The sequence below is a fragment of the Arthrobacter sp. zg-Y1219 genome (assembly GCF_030125545.1).
Classification (GTDB): domain Bacteria; phylum Actinomycetota; class Actinomycetes; order Actinomycetales; family Micrococcaceae; genus Arthrobacter_B.
Genome location: NZ_JASKLY010000023.1, coordinates 15,996 through 30,453, shown reverse-complemented (window position 1 = coordinate 30,453; position 14,458 = coordinate 15,996). Strand labels below are relative to the sequence as shown.

Sequence of the window (14,458 nt, the reverse complement as noted above, 5' to 3'; positions counted from 1 at the left end):
GCAAGTTTAGATGGAAGGCTCAGGGTGCCGGCGCTGCCCGGCCAGCGCCCGGCCGATGATCCGGGCGCCCTCGGGAAACGCCCCGGGGTTCACGCCCGCGTAGTTCAGCCGCAGGTAGGGGCCGGTCGGTTCGGCCGGGAACCACTCGTTTCCCGCGGCCACCATGACGCCCGCCTGTTCGCAGTCCCGGACAAGCCGCACGACGTCGGTGGCGTCGGGCAGCCGCACCCACAGGTTCAGCCCGCCGCGCGGCAGCGCGGGCAGATGGGCTTCGGGAAGGTGGTCCCGCACCGCTGCGGCGAGGAGGTCGCGGCGCACCCCCAGCTGCTGGCGCAGCGAGCGCAGGTGGGTGGCCCACCCGGGATGGGTGACGACGTCGAGCGCCGCCGCCTGCAATACCCCGCTGACGTACATGGTCTCGGCCTGGACATCGGCGAGGATCCGTTCGCGCGCCGGGCCGCGGGCGATGATGCCGGCAATCCGCACGGCCGGGGACACGCTCTTGGTCAGTGAGCGCAGATAGACCACGTGTCCGCTGTCATCGCGGGCGGCCAGTGGAGCGGCTTCGGAGGTGATGCCGAAGTCATGCGCCCAGTCGTCCTCGATCAGGAAGGCTCCGTGGCGGCGGACGACGTCGAGCACCTGATCCGCCAGCGCCGGCGACCACTGGGCACCGGTGGGATTGGCGAAGGTCGGCTGCGCGTAGAAGGCGCGCGCCCCCGTCTGTTCGAAGGCGCGGACCAGATCCTCCGGGTCGGGACCCTGCGGGCCGGAGGGAATGGGAATGACTTCCACCCCGGCCTGCGCGGCCGCCAGGATCGCTCCCCAATAGGTCGGTGACTCCATGAGCAGCGGCCGCCCGGCGCCGGCCAGGGCGCGGAACGCGGTGCCGAGTCCGCTCTGGCTGCCGGGGAGGACGACGACGTCGGTTGGCACCGGGGGAGCGATTCCGGCCGGTGCGCCGGCGCCGAGTTCGGCGGCGAACCAGGCCTGCAGCTCCGGCAGTCCGGCGGCGGGGGACCGGCTCACGGCGGCGCTGCTGCGGACGGCCCGCGAGAGAGCGGCGCGGACCAGCCGCTCGGGCAGCAGTTCGCGGTCCGGATAGCCCGAGTGCAGAGCAATCACGTCGGCCGGCGTGTTCCGCAGGGCGGTCGAGAGCTGCGGCACGGGATGGGCCGGTGCGCCCAGTGCGGCCGTCTGCCAGCCGTAATCGTTGGGGCGCGCCAGCCGGACGGTCCGGACGAAGGTTCCGACGCCGGGGCGGCTCTCCACGAGTCCCTGCCCGGCCAGGGTGCGCAGGGCCTTCTGCACCGTGACCGGGCTGGCACCGTACTGCGCCACCAGCGCCCGGGTGGAGGGAAGCATCGCCCCGGGTGCCGCCGTCGTAATCCAGGCGCGGAGTTCTGTTGTGATCCGTTCGCTACTGCTATCGTGAGACATGTCACAGCATAGTAGCGCTACTCTCCTGGCAGCACCACCGCTATCGGCTTCACGGGCCGGTCTTGGCTGGGGGCTGCTCGGAGTGGCCGCCTTCTCCTTCACCCTTCCCCTGACCCGGATCGCCGTTGCCGGCGGCGGCCTCTCACCGCTTTTCATCGGCTCCTCCCGGGCGGTCATCGCTGCCCTGCTGGCCGCCGCAGCCTTGGCGCTCACCCGGCAGCGGCTGCCCGGCGGCCGCCAGTGGGCCCGGCTGGCGGTCATTGCCGGCGGGGTGGTGGTCGGCTTTCCGGTCCTGACGTCCTACGCCCTGACGACGGCGCCAGCCAGCCACGGGGCCGTCGTCATTGGCCTGCTGCCCGCCGCGACCGCCGTCGCCGCCGTCCTGCGGGGCCGCGAGCGGCCTCCGGTTTCGTTCTGGTTGATGGCGGGCGCCGGGGCCGCGGCCGTTTTGGTGTTTGCCGCGGTGGCCGGGGGAGGCTTCGGCGGGCTGCACCGGTCCGATCTGCTCCTGATCGGCGCCGTGGCCGCCGGTGCCGTCGGCTATGCCGAGGGCGGGCTTCTTTCCCGCGAGCTTGGCGCCTGGCAGACAGTGTCCTGGGCGCTCGTCCTGGCCTCGCCGGTGATGTTGGTGCTGACCGGCGTCTCCGTGATCCGGCAGCAACCCGGCCGGCACCGCGGCGGAGTGGGCGGCGCTGGCCTATCTCGGCGTCGTCAGCATGTTTCTGGGCTTCTTCGCCTGGTACCGCGGGCTGGCGATCGGGCCGATCGCCCAGGTCAGCCAGGTCCAGCTGGTCCAGCCGGTGCTGACCATCTGCTGGGCGGCGCTGATCCTGAACGAACCGCTCACCTGGCCGACGATGCTGGGCGGAGCGGCGGTGATTGCCTGTGCCGGAGTTTCGGTCCGGGTCCGGCTGCGCCGATAAGAACCGGCAGGTTCAGTCCAGGACCGTTGCGTTTGCCTGCTTCATCCGGTCCGCCAACGCCGGGTTCCGGTAGGGGCCGGGCTGCTCGAGGTGGTCAATAATTCGCCGAATAGTCTCCGGCTCCTTGTTCTGGTTCATCTTTTCCTTGCCCTCGATGCGCGTAATCGGCAGCCGGATTCCCACCGTGCCGCGCACAATCCGGTGGGCGTATTCACTGTTCTCCAGCGTGGCGTGCAGCAGATGCGGTTCCGGCAACGGGGACTCGAAGTGGGTCACCAAGCGGTCCAGGACCGCGAGGTTGTCCTCATCGGAAAGGATTTCCGGGGTTCCCCAGAGATGGGCGGTGGAGAAATTCCAGGTGGGCACGTTGGGGCGGGACCCGTACCAGCCGGGAGAAATGTAGCCGTGCGGGCCGGAGATGATCGCCAGCATTTCACCCGTGCCCAGGCCGTGCCGGACTTCGTCCGGACGGCCCATGTGGCTGAGCAGCACGATGCCCTCGGCCTCTTCATCCAGCAGCACCGGGTAATGCGAGGCAATGATGCCGCTGCCCGGGACATGGCTGACCAGCGTGCACCACGGGTGATCGCGAATCAGTTCCTTAATGGCCTCGATGTCGTCCAACGCGTAGGTCGGGTTGTGCCTCATTGGTCTGCTCCCATGGTTTCCGGCCGGTTGGACCGCTCCCGGGAAAATCTACCCGACCGCAGGGCCAAAGCCGCTGCTTCAGCCCTCCACGTCGTAGACCATGGCGGGGTCGCGTTCGAGGATCCGGTCGCGCATTTCGACCTTGAGGTCCTCCAGATGGGCGAGCTCTGCCGCGGTCTTGTCCGGCTTCGCGGTGAGATTGATGAACTCGTCCGCAACGATGCCGTCGTCGCGGATGATGCACGTGACGCATGCGTCGCCTGCGCTCACCTCGAACACGTAGCGGGCCAGGGTGTTGCCTCGTTCGGCCCGGGCGAGCTCCGGAAGCACGGCGTAGCGCTCCCCGGTGACCGCGCGGGTCACGAGCTCGAAGGCATCCCGGGCGCCGGGGCCGGCGAAGGGAGTGCGCACCCGGATGCCGCGGCGCTCGACCCGGCCGCCCGGGATGCGGGCTGCAAGCTCAGGCAGCGCCCGCCCCAGCGCTGCAAAGGCGTGAGCCACTCCGCCCGGGAAGCCCGGCCCGTGATATTTCATGCAGTCGGCGAAGGTGAAGCTGAGCTGCACCCCGTCCTCCCACAGGGTGAGCGTGCGCTCGGGGTTCGGAACGGCTGACTGGGTGCGTGCGGTCGGTGCTGAATTGCTGCTCATGTCCGGATCTCAATCTTGGTGTCTGGGGGTCTCGGCGGGGGAAAGCCGAACAAAGAACCGTATCAGGACAGGAAATCTCCGGTCTAACTGCCTGGCCTTCGTGGGGTCCATTCCTTCCTGTCCGGCTCTGCCCTGACGGTGTGTCGTCCCGGGCTGCGGCTGACGGCGCTGGCAGGATCGGGCCCATGAAACACATCGGAATTCTGATCTTTGACGGGGTGGAAGAACTCGACGCCGTCGGACCGTGGGAAGTGCTGGCCTACTGGACCCGGAACTTTCCGGAGGACGGATACGACGTCGCGCTGCTCTCGGCTGACGGTGGACCCGTGATGGCGGCCAAGGGAATGCTGCTCACGCCGCACGTCTCCCGCGCCGCCGCTCCGGACTTCGACGTCTTTCTTCATCCGGGCGGCCACGGCACCCGGCCGCTGGCCCGGGATGAAGAACATCTGGAGTGGATGCGCAAACTGCGCGAAGAAGTGCCGCTGATGGCCAGCGTGTGCACCGGCAGCCTCGTGTATGCCGCGGCCGGGCTGCTCACCGGACGCCCCGCCACCAGCTACTGGGACGCGCTGGGTGACCTGGCCGGGCTGGATCCCAGCATCACTGTCCGCCCGGAGGCCCGCTGGGTCGACGACGGCGACGTCGTCACCAGCGCCGGTGTCAGCGCCGGCATCGACATGGCACTGCACCTGGTCCGCCGTCTGGCCGGCGAGCAGCGTGCCCGCGAGGTTCGGCGCGGCATTCAATACGACCCGGAGCCTCCGGTTTAGGGCGGAGGGGTCCGGTGTCAGGGCCAAAGGGCGAGGGGCTGTCCCTGGCCCGGGACAGCCCCTCGCGCGGCGGTACCGCGTGCCGTTAGAAGCAGATCTTCCGAAGATACCGGTAGCCGACTTCCGCAGTCCTCAGCGGTGTGACGTCCGGCTGGTCGTTTTCGACGATGTACTCCTGCGGCTGATGCGCTTTGAAAATGCGTGAGAAATCGATGGTTCCGGCACCCAGATCTGCGAAATCGCCGGTAGCATCGCGGTCCTTCACGTGGTACTGCAGAACCTTCTGCGGTGCCTGTTTAATCGTGTCGATAGCGAACCGGACGGGGTCGGCAGCTCCGACTCCAACACCGCCGGTGACCGCCCAGTACAGGTCGACTTCCAGATGGACCAGCCTCGGGTCGAGGCGGCTTGTGAAAATGTCCCAGGGGGTGAGCCCGCCCCCGAGGTCAGTGGTGAACTCGTGCGCGTGGTTGTGATAGCCGTATTTGATCCCGGCCCTGCGTACGACAGCCGCTTCGGCGTTCATTTGGTCTGCCCACCGGTACCAGTCATCCGCATTGTCGGACGCAAGGTACGGAACAACCATGTACGTCTGACCGAGCGTCTGTGCGTTGGAGATCTTTGTGCGCAGTTCCGCGGGTGTCGCGCTGATCCCTTCGTGGCTGGAAGAGGCCTGAATTCCGACACGCTTCAGGGTTCTCCGCATTTCTTTGGCTGTACGACCGTAGTACCCGGCCAGTTCGACGCGCTTGTACCCGTACCGGGCAAGCTGTTGGAACGTCCTGTCGACATTCTCCTCGGTGATGATCGACCGCAGCGTGTAGAGCTGAATGCTGATGAGCCCCGGGGAAACCCGCCGATTGTCCTTGTGCCCGTGCCCGTGCCCGGGCTTGCCCTGGTGCCCCGGCCCGCGGGCGATGGCAGGAGCCGCCCCGGAACCGGCCAGGCCGACGCCAACGCCCGCGGCGAGTGCTCCGCGGATGAAATTGCGCCGGTCCACCCCCTTCTTCTCGAGAGAACGATTTAGTGCACCTGATGCGTCAAATCCAAAGCACATGCTGTTGCCTTTCTGACAGTAGAACGCATTTTCGCCGCCTCCGTTGGCAAGGGCGAGAACACGCACTGGAAGGTCGCTGGTGCAGTTCACCGAGCTGATCGAGAAAGGCCGCCGTCGCCGACAAGCTGTCCGCAACAACTCGGTACCAGCATTAGGGTCAAGATGTCCGTTTTGTTGTCTGGAACCACTAGCAGGCGCCGGGCCGTACCGTTGGTGGAACAATGGCGGTGACTGGAAATGAGTCCGTCGCATGAGGCTAGGTCGGACTTTTGGTGTCTGTCAAGCAAAAGTCGCCGACGGGACGCCGGGGGAGCTCAGCTGGTACTTGTTTCCGAGAGTCCGGAGACCATGGCGTCGATGCGCTGGGGGGACATGGCGTGGTGAATGGCCAGCATGCTCGCGCCCAGCACACCGGCGTCGAGGCCGGAGCTGGAATGCACGATCTGAAGGTGCTGGGTGGCTAGCGGGACGGTACGCGAGTACACCGTTTCCCGGATGCCGGCGATGAAATGTTCGCCCGTCAGCGCCATGGATCCGCCAATGACGATCACCGAGGGGTTGATGAGGCTGATGCATGCCGAAAGTACGTCGCCGACGTCCCGCCCCGCCTGCCGCACTGCGTGGATCGCCTCCGTGCTTCCGGCGCGAACGAGTTCCACGACGTCTTCACTGCCGCTGGCCTCAAAGCCCTGGCGGCGCAGCTTGGCCGCCACGGCCGGGCCGGATGCTATGGCTTCCAGGCAGTCCGTATTTCCGCAGTGGCAGGGGACTCCGCTGCCGCCGTGCACGCGGATGTGCCCGATGTCTCCGGCGACACCGTCAGCCCCGCGCTGCAGCATGCCGCTGGAGACAATGCCTGAACCGATTCCGGTGGCAACCTTGACGAAAAGCAGGTTGTCCACCTGGGGCCAGGCCATATTGCGCTCGCCCAGGGCCATGATGTTGACGTCATTGTCGACCAGGACAGGTACATGGAATCGTGCCTGCAGGTACCCGGGGACGTCATAGCCGTTCCATCCGGGCATGATGGGGGGATTGATGGGCCGGCCGGTGCGGTGTTCCACGGGCCCGGGCAGTCCGATGCCAACAGCCAGGAGGTCGGTCAGGGAACGTCCGGTGCCGTCGAGCAGTTCCGTGCCGAGTTCGACAACCGCCTCCAGGACTGCCTCCGGGCCCCGCGTGATTTCCAGTGCGCGCGCAGACTGGGACAGCAGATGCCCGGTGAGGTCGGTGACGGCCATCTGGAGGTGCGACGCGCCAATGTCCACTCCGAGCACGACCCGGCTGCCTGCCTTGAGCGCAATCCGGGACGAAGGCCGCCCGCCGGTGGATACAGCATCCTGAACGAACCCTACGAGTCCCAGGTCCATAAGTGCTTCGATCCGAAGCGTGACTGTTGAGCGCGCCAGTCCCAGCTGCTCGGCGAGCTCTGACCGGGTGCGTGGGTTCCCGTCGCGGAGGATTTGGAAGAGCTCGCTCGCTCCGGACGATGCAAGACCGTTAACGTTACTTATGTCACTCACCGACTCATTACAGCATAAAGGCGACGGAACCCTTGACTTCACTGCCGTCGCGCACTCGTCCGCACAAAGTATCGACTGAATGACGGTACCGCGAAGCAAAGATATATCGGAATACCTCATAAGTTCGTTGGTCCCTGACGTTACCTATGTTAGGTTCCCTGTGACGGGCGTCACCGGCGTCACTGGTTGGTTCTTACGACGCCGGGCTGGCAGGCGTTTGCGGAATGACTTCGAGGAGGAAGTTTGCTTAGGGACACCCATGGGGGCTGGACGTACGGCAAGACAGGCATCTGGCTCATCGGCGCACGGGGATCGGTGGCAACTACCGCAGTGATGGGCCTGGCCGCCATCGCGGCCGGGCTGGCGAAACCGCTGGGATGCGTCACGGAACATGGTGATTTCCGCGGCGTACACCTCCCGAACTACGCAGACCTGGTGGTCGGCGGGCACGACATCAGCGGTGTTTGCATGGCCAAGCGGGCGGAGAAACTTGTTGATGCCGGCATGGTCCCCGGCGAGCTTTTTGAATCAGTCCGGCCCCAGCTCCTTGACGCGGACAGCCGGGTGCGTCCCGGGTACGACCCCGTCGGAGGAACAGAGTCGCAGGCTGATGCTGCGCTTCGTCTGTCCGGCGACATCCTTGCGTTCCGGGAGATAAACAGCCTGCAGCGGGTCATCGTCTTGGACGTCGCCTCGACAGAGGCGCCGCCGGACCACCTCGACGAGTTCGACGACGTCGGCCTCCTGAAAGCGGCCCTGCAGGATCCGGCACGGTCCGTCCTGCCCGCCAGCTCGGTAGCGGCCTATGCAGCGGTTCTGGCGGGCTCGCCCTATATCTGCTTCACGCCGTCGACGGCGCTGAACATTCCTGCGCTGCACGAGCTTGCCGGAGCGGACGGGGTTCCGACAGCCGGACAGGACGGCAAGACCGGCCAGACCTGGCTGCGTTCGGTACTGGCTCCGGCCCTGTCCGCACGCGGGCTGCGGGTGCTCTCGTGGGCTGGAACGAATTTGCTGGGCGGCGGTGACGGCGCCACGCTTGCGGACAGCAGGGCAGTTTCCGCGAAGCTGCAGTCAAAGAACCGGGGGTTGAGGGAGCTCACTGGAGGTGCGGCAACTCCGCTGCACATTGACAACGTGCCGGACCTGGGCGAGACCAAAGTGGCCTGGGACCACATCCACGTCGAAGGCTTCCTGGGCTCCCGCCTGACGATCCAGACAACCTGGAGCGCCTATGACTCCATGCTGGCAGCTCCGATGGTGCTGGACCTCGCCCGGCTAATGGCACTCGCCGACGCCGCCGGAGAAACCGGGCATGTTGGTGCCCTGGGCTTCTTCTTCAAAGACCCCTGGGGCAGCGACGAGCATTCCTTCGCGCAGCAGACGAACAACCTGGTGCAGTGGGCGCATGGCGCCAGCGGCCGCCTTACTGCCAACACGGACGGTGATCAGCCGTGACCCGGTTCGGTGATTATCTCGAGCTGGTCCGGGCTCCTGCTGTCCTCACCGTCCTGGGCGACACCGTGGCAGGCGGCGCTGCTGCCGGCCGCGCCCTGAGCGGCCGGTGGATGTGGATGCCTCTGGCGAGCGCGTGCCTCTATGCCGGGGGAATGGCCCTGAACGACTACGCGGACCGCGACATCGATGCCCGCGAACGCCCGAAGCGCCCCATCCCGTCCGGAAGGGTCAGCGCCGGAAGTGCCCTGGCCGCGGCCTCTGCCCTCACCGTCGCGGGACTCGGGTTGTGTGCCGCGGCCGGTGGACGGAGCGCACTGGCTCTGGGGATCCCGCTCGCGGCGTCCATCTGGACGTATGACCTCATCGCGAAGGACCACGCGCTCATCGGAGCACTCTCGATGGGCAGCTGCCGGGCCCTGGACGTCCTGATGGGCGCGGGCGCAGGTCATGTGAGGCCGGCACTCGGGGCGGCGGGCATCATGGGCGGCCATACCGTCGCCGTGACGCTCCTTTCCCGCGGTGAAGTCGAAGGGACAGACGCCGTGACCGCTTCCGGCGCCGCCGCAACCACCGGACTGGTTGCCGCCGCAGTCGTGGCCGGCTCGTCCGGACCGCCGGCCAGGATGCTTGCCGTTCTCGCTGCCACTGCTGCCTATGCCGCAAGATGTGGGCCGGCCCAGATAAGGGCAGCGCGGAGTCCGGCGGCATCAAACGCCTTGGCCGCGACCCGGGCCGGCATCCGCGCGATGATTCCGCTCCAAGCAGCGCTCGCGGTTCGGTACGGACATCCGACGGCTGCAGGTGCACTGGTGGCACTGGATGTCCTGGGCAAGATCCTCCGGTCCCGTCCCAACGGCAGGAAGGTGAGCGAGTCATGACCGTCACGCCATCGTCAGTTCCCTTCAGCATCGGGTACGGCACCAACGGCTTCATGGACCATCCCCTGCCCGACGTACTCGAGCTGCTGCACGAACTCGGCTACGGCTCGGTGGCCCTGACCCTCGGCCATCCCCACCTTGACCCGTTCGCCCCCGACCTGAAAGCCCGGCTGAGCTGGCTGCGCAGCCGTCTGGAAGAGCTGGAGCTTCGCCTGGTCATAGAGACGGGAACGCGTTTCCTGCTCAATCGCCGAGAGAAGCACCGCCCCGCTCTCGTCGACGAAGAGGCCGCAGCCCGTGTCGATTTCCTGCGCCGCGCGGTAGACATCGCGGCGGTGCTCAACGCCGAATGCGTCTCCTTCTTTTCGGGGATCCTGCCTCCGGGAGCCAGTCCCGAGTCCGGTTGGCAGCGGCTGCAGACCCGGGTTGCCGAGGTCCTGGAGCATGCCGCCGAAAACGGGGTCGTGCTCGCCATTGAACCGGAACCCGGGATGCTCGTTGAGACGGTTGCTGATGCGCTCGAGCTTCGGACCCGGCTCGGCAATCCGGAAGGGCTCAGGGTGACCGTCGACATCGGACACTGCGTGGTGGTTGAGCCCGGAGGCGTGCGCGGTGCGCTGATGGAAGCTGGAGCGCTGCTGGCCAACGTCCAGCTCGACGACATGAGATCCGTTGCCCACGAACACCTTCCGTTCGGGGAAGGGGAGGTCAACGTTCCGCTCGCTCTGGCAACGCTGGCGGAGCTGGATTACCGCGGCGTGGCCGCCGTGGAGCTGCCCCGCCACTCCTTCGATGCTCCGAACCTGGCTGCCCGGAGCATGGCCGCTCTGCAGGGCGCCTGGCGGGAAGCGCAGGCCGGCAAGGCCGCGGAGGAGTGGCTGCTGGAGAGCACGGGCAGGATCGCCGAAGATCCCAGTGCCCTGCCGGGAATCTTCGCTGCAGCCGGTCGCAGGGTGGGCCGCAGTCCGGTGCATCCTGACACCGATCCCACGGGGGTTCTCCATGGCAGCAGCAGCGATTATGCCCGCGGTGAGCTCATTCGGCGCCTGAAGGAGTTCCTCCCGCCGGAAGACCTGGCCGGGACCGTCCTGTCGCTCTACGACCGGGGGGACTCCTCGGAACGGCGCGGAGTGCTTCGGGGGCTGGGGTCACTGGCAGCGCAGGATCCGGACCTGCCGGCTCCGGTCGTGGCAGCGGGCCTGCGGCTGACGGTCGAGGCGCTGCGGACCAACGAGACCGGGCTCGTCGCGGCCGCCGTCGGCCCCTTCGCCGCTGCCCACCTTGATCAGCACAACTGGCGCCACGCAGTCCTGAAACTGGTCTTCATGGGCGTCAGCCTTGCGGCCGTCACCGACCTGAACGATCGCGCCGACGCTGAACTGGCGCGCATGGCCGCCGATTTCGCCGCCGAACGGCAGGCAGCGGGACGTCCGGTACCTGACGACGTCGTTCTCCTGCTGAACCGTGCAGCCAGCCCCTCCGTCTCTCGCAAGGAGTCCTAGCCATGCGTATTTTCGACCCGCATATCCACATGACCAGCCGCACGACCGACGACTATGCCGCCCTCTACGCGGGCGGGGTGCGGGCACTGGTTGAGCCCGCCTTCTGGTTGGGGCAGCCCCGGACCAGCGTCGGATCGTTCATCGACTATTTTGATTCCCTGCTGGGGTGGGAACGGTTCCGGGCTTCCCAATTTGGTATTCGCCACCACGCCACGATCGCCCTTAACCCCAAGGAAGCAAACGATCCCAGATGCGTCCCCGTCCTGGACGAGATTCCCCGGTACCTGGCGAAAGAAGGCGTCGTTGCCGTCGGGGAGATCGGCTTTGATTCGATGACCCCGGCCGAGGATGAAGCCTTCATCCGCCAACTGGACCTGGCCCACGAGTTTTCCCTCCCTGCCCTGGTGCACACCCCGCACCGGGAGAAGCTCCTGGGCACGCGCCGCACACTGGACATCATTCGTGAGTCGGCGCTTGCTCCTTCGATGGTGGTGGTGGACCACCTCAATGAGACGAACGTGGGCATGGTGAAGGACGCCGGAGCCTGGATGGGGTTCTCCATCTACCCGGACACCAAGATGGACGAAAAACGCCTGGTCGCGATACTCCACGAGTACGGAACGGACAAGGTACTGGTTAACTCTGCCGCGGACTGGGGCAAGTCCGACCCGCTCAAGACGGTGAGCACGGCGAAAGCCATGCTCACCGGCGGATTCACGGCGGACGACGTCGAACGGGTCCTGTGGCAGAATCCGGTCGACTTCTACGGCCAAAGCGGCCAGCTGATCCTCGATCCGATCCCCGGGTTCGACGGCGCGGAGCTGGGCGGAGCCGGGGCGACGTTCGAAGGCAACTCACTGCTGCGGGGTGTCCGCGCCTAATGCGGCTTTCCTACTGCACCAACGTGCATCCGGCGGAGGACCTTGACGGGGTAATCCGGCAGCTCCGCGACTACGCCGGCCCTGTCCGCCGCAGAGCAGACCTGGACGTTCTCGGCGTCGGGCTGTGGCTGCCGGCAGGCCTCGCCAGCCGTCTGGCGGGAAGCGCCGGGGACATCGCGGTGCTTCGGGAGGTCCTCACCGAGCAGGGCCTGCACATCCACACCCTGAACGCCTTTCCCTACGGCGGCTTCCACAACGAGGTAGTGAAGACGGACGTCTACAAGCCCACCTGGGCACAGCGGGAGCGGCTGCAGTACACGCTGGAGTGCGCCGAGGTCCTCGCCGCCCTGCTGCCGGACGACACCCCGGGGTCAATCTCCACGCTGCCCCTGGGCTGGCGTGATCCCTGGACGGCCGACGACGACGACGCCGCCACCGTGGCGTTCGCTGAGCTGTGCGAAGGGTTGCGAACACTGAAGGAGCGCACGGGAAAGACGGTCCGGATAGCTGTGGAACCGGAACCGGGCTGCGTGCTCGACACCGTCTCGGATGTTGCAGGTTGGCTGGCGGCACGCATCCCGAGAGGCATCGACCCCGAGTACGTCGGCCTGTGCATAGACACGTGCCACCTCGCGGTGTCCTTCGCCGATCCGGCCGCGGCCGTCCGCAGCGTCGGGGCAGCAGGCCTGCGCATCGTCAAAGTCCAAGCTTCCGCCGCACTGCACGTGGCCGCGCCCTCGGACGAGGCCGCCCGCAGCGCGCTCGAGGCGTTCGCGGAACCGCGCTACCTGCACCAGGTCCGGGAGCTGGGACGCGACGGGACCGTGTTGATGGCAGACGACTTGCCGCAGGCGCTGAACGGGCTGCCGGGCAGAGGCCCCTGGCGAGTCCATTTCCACATGCCGCTGCACCTGGTGCCGGACCTTCCGCTGGAGACGACGGCGGAAGTGCTGGAAAGAACCGTGGCTGAAGTCAGCAGCCTGCCGTACGGGCACGAAGTGCACCTGGACATTGAAACCTACACGTGGAGTGTCCTGCCCGGGAAACAAACCGATCTCGTGGAAGGAATAGCAGGTGAAATCGCCTGGGCCCGGTCCCACCTGTTGGCCCCGGCGCCGTCCTGACGACAGCATGCATGCCCCACTACATCTAAGGGAGAATCCTTGAAACCGGTACTGCTGCTCGACGTCGTGGGGCTCACTGCCCTGTCACTGCGGCACATGCCCCGTCTGTCCAAACTCGCTGCCGGGGGGTGGTCCTCCGAACTGGCCACCGTCCTTCCGGCCGTCACCTGCACGGTCCAGTCCACCATGCTCACCGGCCTGGCGCCGTCGGAACACGGGATTGTCGGCAACGGCTGGTATTTCCGTGAACTGGGGGACGTCTTCTTTTGGCGCCAGCACAACAAGCTGGTCGCCGGAGAGAAGATCTGGGAAAGTGCCCGGCGCAAAGAACCGGATTACCGCGCCGGCAACATTTGCTGGTGGTACGCCATGGGCATGTCAACGGACCTGACAGTGACTCCCCGCCCGATCTATCACGCGGACGGAAGGAAATCGCCGGACGCCTACATCCGTCCGCCGGCGCTGCATGAGGACTTGGTGTCCCGGTACGGCGAGTTTCCGCTGTTCCAGTACTGGGGCCCGGGCGCAGGCATTCAATCCACGCAATGGATCGTTGAGTCGACCCGGCACGTCATGCGAAGCCAGGCACCGGAGCTCCTCATGGCGTATCTTCCGCATCTCGATTATGACCTTCAGCGTTTTGGCCCCAACCACCCCCAAGCCGCCACCGCCGCTGCCGAGCTTGATGCGGCACTGGCTCCCTTGCTGGACGAAGCCCAGGCCCGCGGGTACGCGGTCATCGCCGTCGCCGAGTACGGGATCGAAGACGCACATCTGCCCGTGGACATTAACCGAGTCCTGCGCAGGGAGGGCTTGCTGGAGGTCTATGTACAGGACGGGAAGGAGCAACTGGATACGTGGGCCTCCCGCGCCTTTGCCGTCGCAGACCACCAGGTGGCGCACGTTTACGTCCAGGACGCAGGCGACGTGGCCCGCACAGCGGATATTCTCAGGGCGACCCGGGGGATCGATGAAGTCCTGGACCGGAATGCCCAGGGGAGGTACGGGCTGGACCATGAGAGGTCCGGAGAACTCGTCGTTATTGCCGAGCCGGGCGCCTGGTTCACGTACTATTTCTGGCTCGATGATGCCCGTGCGCCCGAATATGCACGCGGCGTCGATATCCATAGAAAGCCGGGGTATGACCCGGGCGAACTCTTCTTCGACCCGGCTGACAAGCTGGCGAAGGCCAAGGCGGGCCTGAACCTGATCAGGAAAAAAGCCGGGCTGCGCTATGCCATGAGCACCGTGCCTTTGAACCCAGGGCACGTCCGCGGGACTCACGGGCGGCTTCCCGGCTCCCGGAACAGCACGCCGATGGTGATCTCTTCCGAAGAACGAATGCCGCCTTTTGCCGAAGAGCTGCTGCGCCGAGGGAAACCCGTCCCTGCTGCAGCGGTCAAGTCCCTCGTCCTCCAGACACAGGGACTGCCCGAATGACCAGCTGACTTTTGTTTGACTAACAACAATCCCCGGAACTCGATTGCAACCCGACAGGGGCGCTTTTGGTGTGCCCGGGGTGAGCGCGTGAGCCGGGGCGTGTGAAAAATGAGTGACTTTGTTCTTTCAAACCACTAGCGATTCCAGAAGGCCTCCGTTAGCG

At 66.4% G+C, this 14,458-nt stretch carries 12 protein-coding genes and 1 pseudogene; 8 read left to right on the top strand and 5 right to left on the bottom strand.

What is annotated here, in order from left to right:
• Nucleotides 1-6: 6 nt before the first annotated feature.
• Nucleotides 7-1,440, bottom strand: coding sequence for an aminotransferase-like domain-containing protein (locus QNO00_RS16790; RefSeq protein ID WP_284025349.1), 1,434 nt, complete (start codon nucleotides 1,438-1,440; stop codon nucleotides 7-9).
• Here QNO00_RS16790 and QNO00_RS16785 point away from each other — a divergent pair.
• Nucleotides 1,439-2,363: pseudogene (locus QNO00_RS16785) on the top strand (DMT family transporter). The gene QNO00_RS16790 and the pseudogene QNO00_RS16785 sit on opposite strands and share 2 nt — an antisense overlap.
• Before the next feature lie 12 nt (nucleotides 2,364-2,375).
• Here the strand turns inward: QNO00_RS16785 and QNO00_RS16780 are convergent.
• Together QNO00_RS16780 and QNO00_RS16775 are read right to left on the bottom strand one after the other, a co-directional pair.
• A complete protein-coding gene (locus QNO00_RS16780) occupies nucleotides 2,376-3,011 on the bottom strand; it encodes an FMN-binding negative transcriptional regulator (RefSeq protein WP_284025348.1) in 636 nt (211 codons plus the stop codon).
• A gap of 78 nt (nucleotides 3,012-3,089) precedes the next feature.
• Nucleotides 3,090-3,659 carry a hypothetical protein gene (locus tag QNO00_RS16775; RefSeq protein ID WP_284025347.1) on the bottom strand — a complete coding sequence of 190 codons (570 nt, stop codon included), beginning with the start codon at nucleotides 3,657-3,659 and terminating at the stop codon, nucleotides 3,090-3,092.
• Nucleotides 3,660-3,844: 185 nt separating this feature from the next.
• Between QNO00_RS16775 and QNO00_RS16770 the strand changes: the two genes are divergently transcribed.
• Nucleotides 3,845-4,432 (top strand): DJ-1/PfpI family protein, encoded by a 588-nt coding sequence (locus QNO00_RS16770; RefSeq protein WP_284025346.1) that lies wholly within the window; start codon nucleotides 3,845-3,847, stop codon nucleotides 4,430-4,432.
• Nucleotides 4,433-4,517: 85 nt separating this feature from the next.
• On the opposite strand, the gene QNO00_RS16765 is transcribed toward QNO00_RS16770, so the two are convergent.
• Together QNO00_RS16765 and QNO00_RS16760 are read right to left on the bottom strand one after the other, a co-directional pair.
• Nucleotides 4,518-5,555, bottom strand: coding sequence for a TIM barrel protein (locus QNO00_RS16765; RefSeq protein WP_284025344.1), 1,038 nt, complete (start codon nucleotides 5,553-5,555; stop codon nucleotides 4,518-4,520).
• Nucleotides 5,556-5,803: 248 nt separating this feature from the next.
• The gene (locus QNO00_RS16760) at nucleotides 5,804-7,003 is read right to left on the bottom strand and encodes an ROK family transcriptional regulator (RefSeq protein ID WP_229966102.1); all 1,200 of its coding nucleotides are present in this window, start codon (nucleotides 7,001-7,003) and stop codon (nucleotides 5,804-5,806) included.
• A 252-nt stretch (nucleotides 7,004-7,255) separates the two neighbouring features.
• Here QNO00_RS16760 and QNO00_RS16755 point away from each other — a divergent pair, with 252 nt between their 5' ends.
• The 6 genes from QNO00_RS16755 to QNO00_RS16730 are packed head-to-tail and all read left to right on the top strand — an operon-like array spanning nucleotide 7,256 to nucleotide 14,295.
• Complete coding sequence (locus QNO00_RS16755) at nucleotides 7,256-8,470, top strand: inositol-3-phosphate synthase (protein WP_229966039.1); 1,215 nt, start codon at nucleotides 7,256-7,258, stop codon at nucleotides 8,468-8,470.
• Complete coding sequence (locus QNO00_RS16750) at nucleotides 8,467-9,348, top strand: SCO3242 family prenyltransferase (protein ID WP_284025342.1); 882 nt, start codon at nucleotides 8,467-8,469, stop codon at nucleotides 9,346-9,348. Before QNO00_RS16755 ends, QNO00_RS16750 begins: the two co-directional genes overlap by 4 nt.
• The gene (locus tag QNO00_RS16745) at nucleotides 9,345-10,850 is read left to right on the top strand and encodes an EboA domain-containing protein (protein WP_284025341.1); all 1,506 of its coding nucleotides are present in this window, start codon (nucleotides 9,345-9,347) and stop codon (nucleotides 10,848-10,850) included. Before QNO00_RS16750 ends, QNO00_RS16745 begins: the two co-directional genes overlap by 4 nt.
• A 2-nt stretch (nucleotides 10,851-10,852) precedes the next feature.
• Nucleotides 10,853-11,731, top strand: coding sequence for a TatD family hydrolase (locus tag QNO00_RS16740; RefSeq protein ID WP_229966036.1), 879 nt, complete (start codon nucleotides 10,853-10,855; stop codon nucleotides 11,729-11,731).
• A complete protein-coding gene (gene eboE / locus QNO00_RS16735; RefSeq protein WP_284025338.1) occupies nucleotides 11,731-12,855 on the top strand; it encodes a metabolite traffic protein EboE in 1,125 nt (374 codons plus the stop codon). Before QNO00_RS16740 ends, eboE begins: the two co-directional genes overlap by 1 nt.
• A gap of 39 nt (nucleotides 12,856-12,894) precedes the next feature.
• Nucleotides 12,895-14,295 carry an alkaline phosphatase family protein gene (locus tag QNO00_RS16730; RefSeq protein WP_284025335.1) on the top strand — a complete coding sequence of 467 codons (1,401 nt, stop codon included), beginning with the start codon at nucleotides 12,895-12,897 and terminating at the stop codon, nucleotides 14,293-14,295.
• Nucleotides 14,296-14,458 lie beyond the last annotated feature (163 nt).

Coding starts and splice junctions, on each gene's coding strand:
- QNO00_RS16790 (WP_284025349.1), bottom strand. CDS start 1,440: ATGTCTCACGATAGCAGTAGCGAACGGATCACAACAGAACTCCGCGCC.
- QNO00_RS16780 (WP_284025348.1), bottom strand. CDS start 3,011: ATGAGGCACAACCCGACCTACGCGTTGGACGACATCGAGGCCATTAAG.
- QNO00_RS16775 (WP_284025347.1), bottom strand. CDS start 3,659: ATGAGCAGCAATTCAGCACCGACCGCACGCACCCAGTCAGCCGTTCCG.
- QNO00_RS16770 (WP_284025346.1), top strand. CDS start 3,845: ATGAAACACATCGGAATTCTGATCTTTGACGGGGTGGAAGAACTCGAC.
- QNO00_RS16745 (WP_284025341.1), top strand. CDS start 9,345: ATGACCGTCACGCCATCGTCAGTTCCCTTCAGCATCGGGTACGGCACC.
- QNO00_RS16740 (WP_229966036.1), top strand. CDS start 10,853: ATGCGTATTTTCGACCCGCATATCCACATGACCAGCCGCACGACCGAC.
- eboE (WP_284025338.1), top strand. CDS start 11,731: ATGCGGCTTTCCTACTGCACCAACGTGCATCCGGCGGAGGACCTTGAC.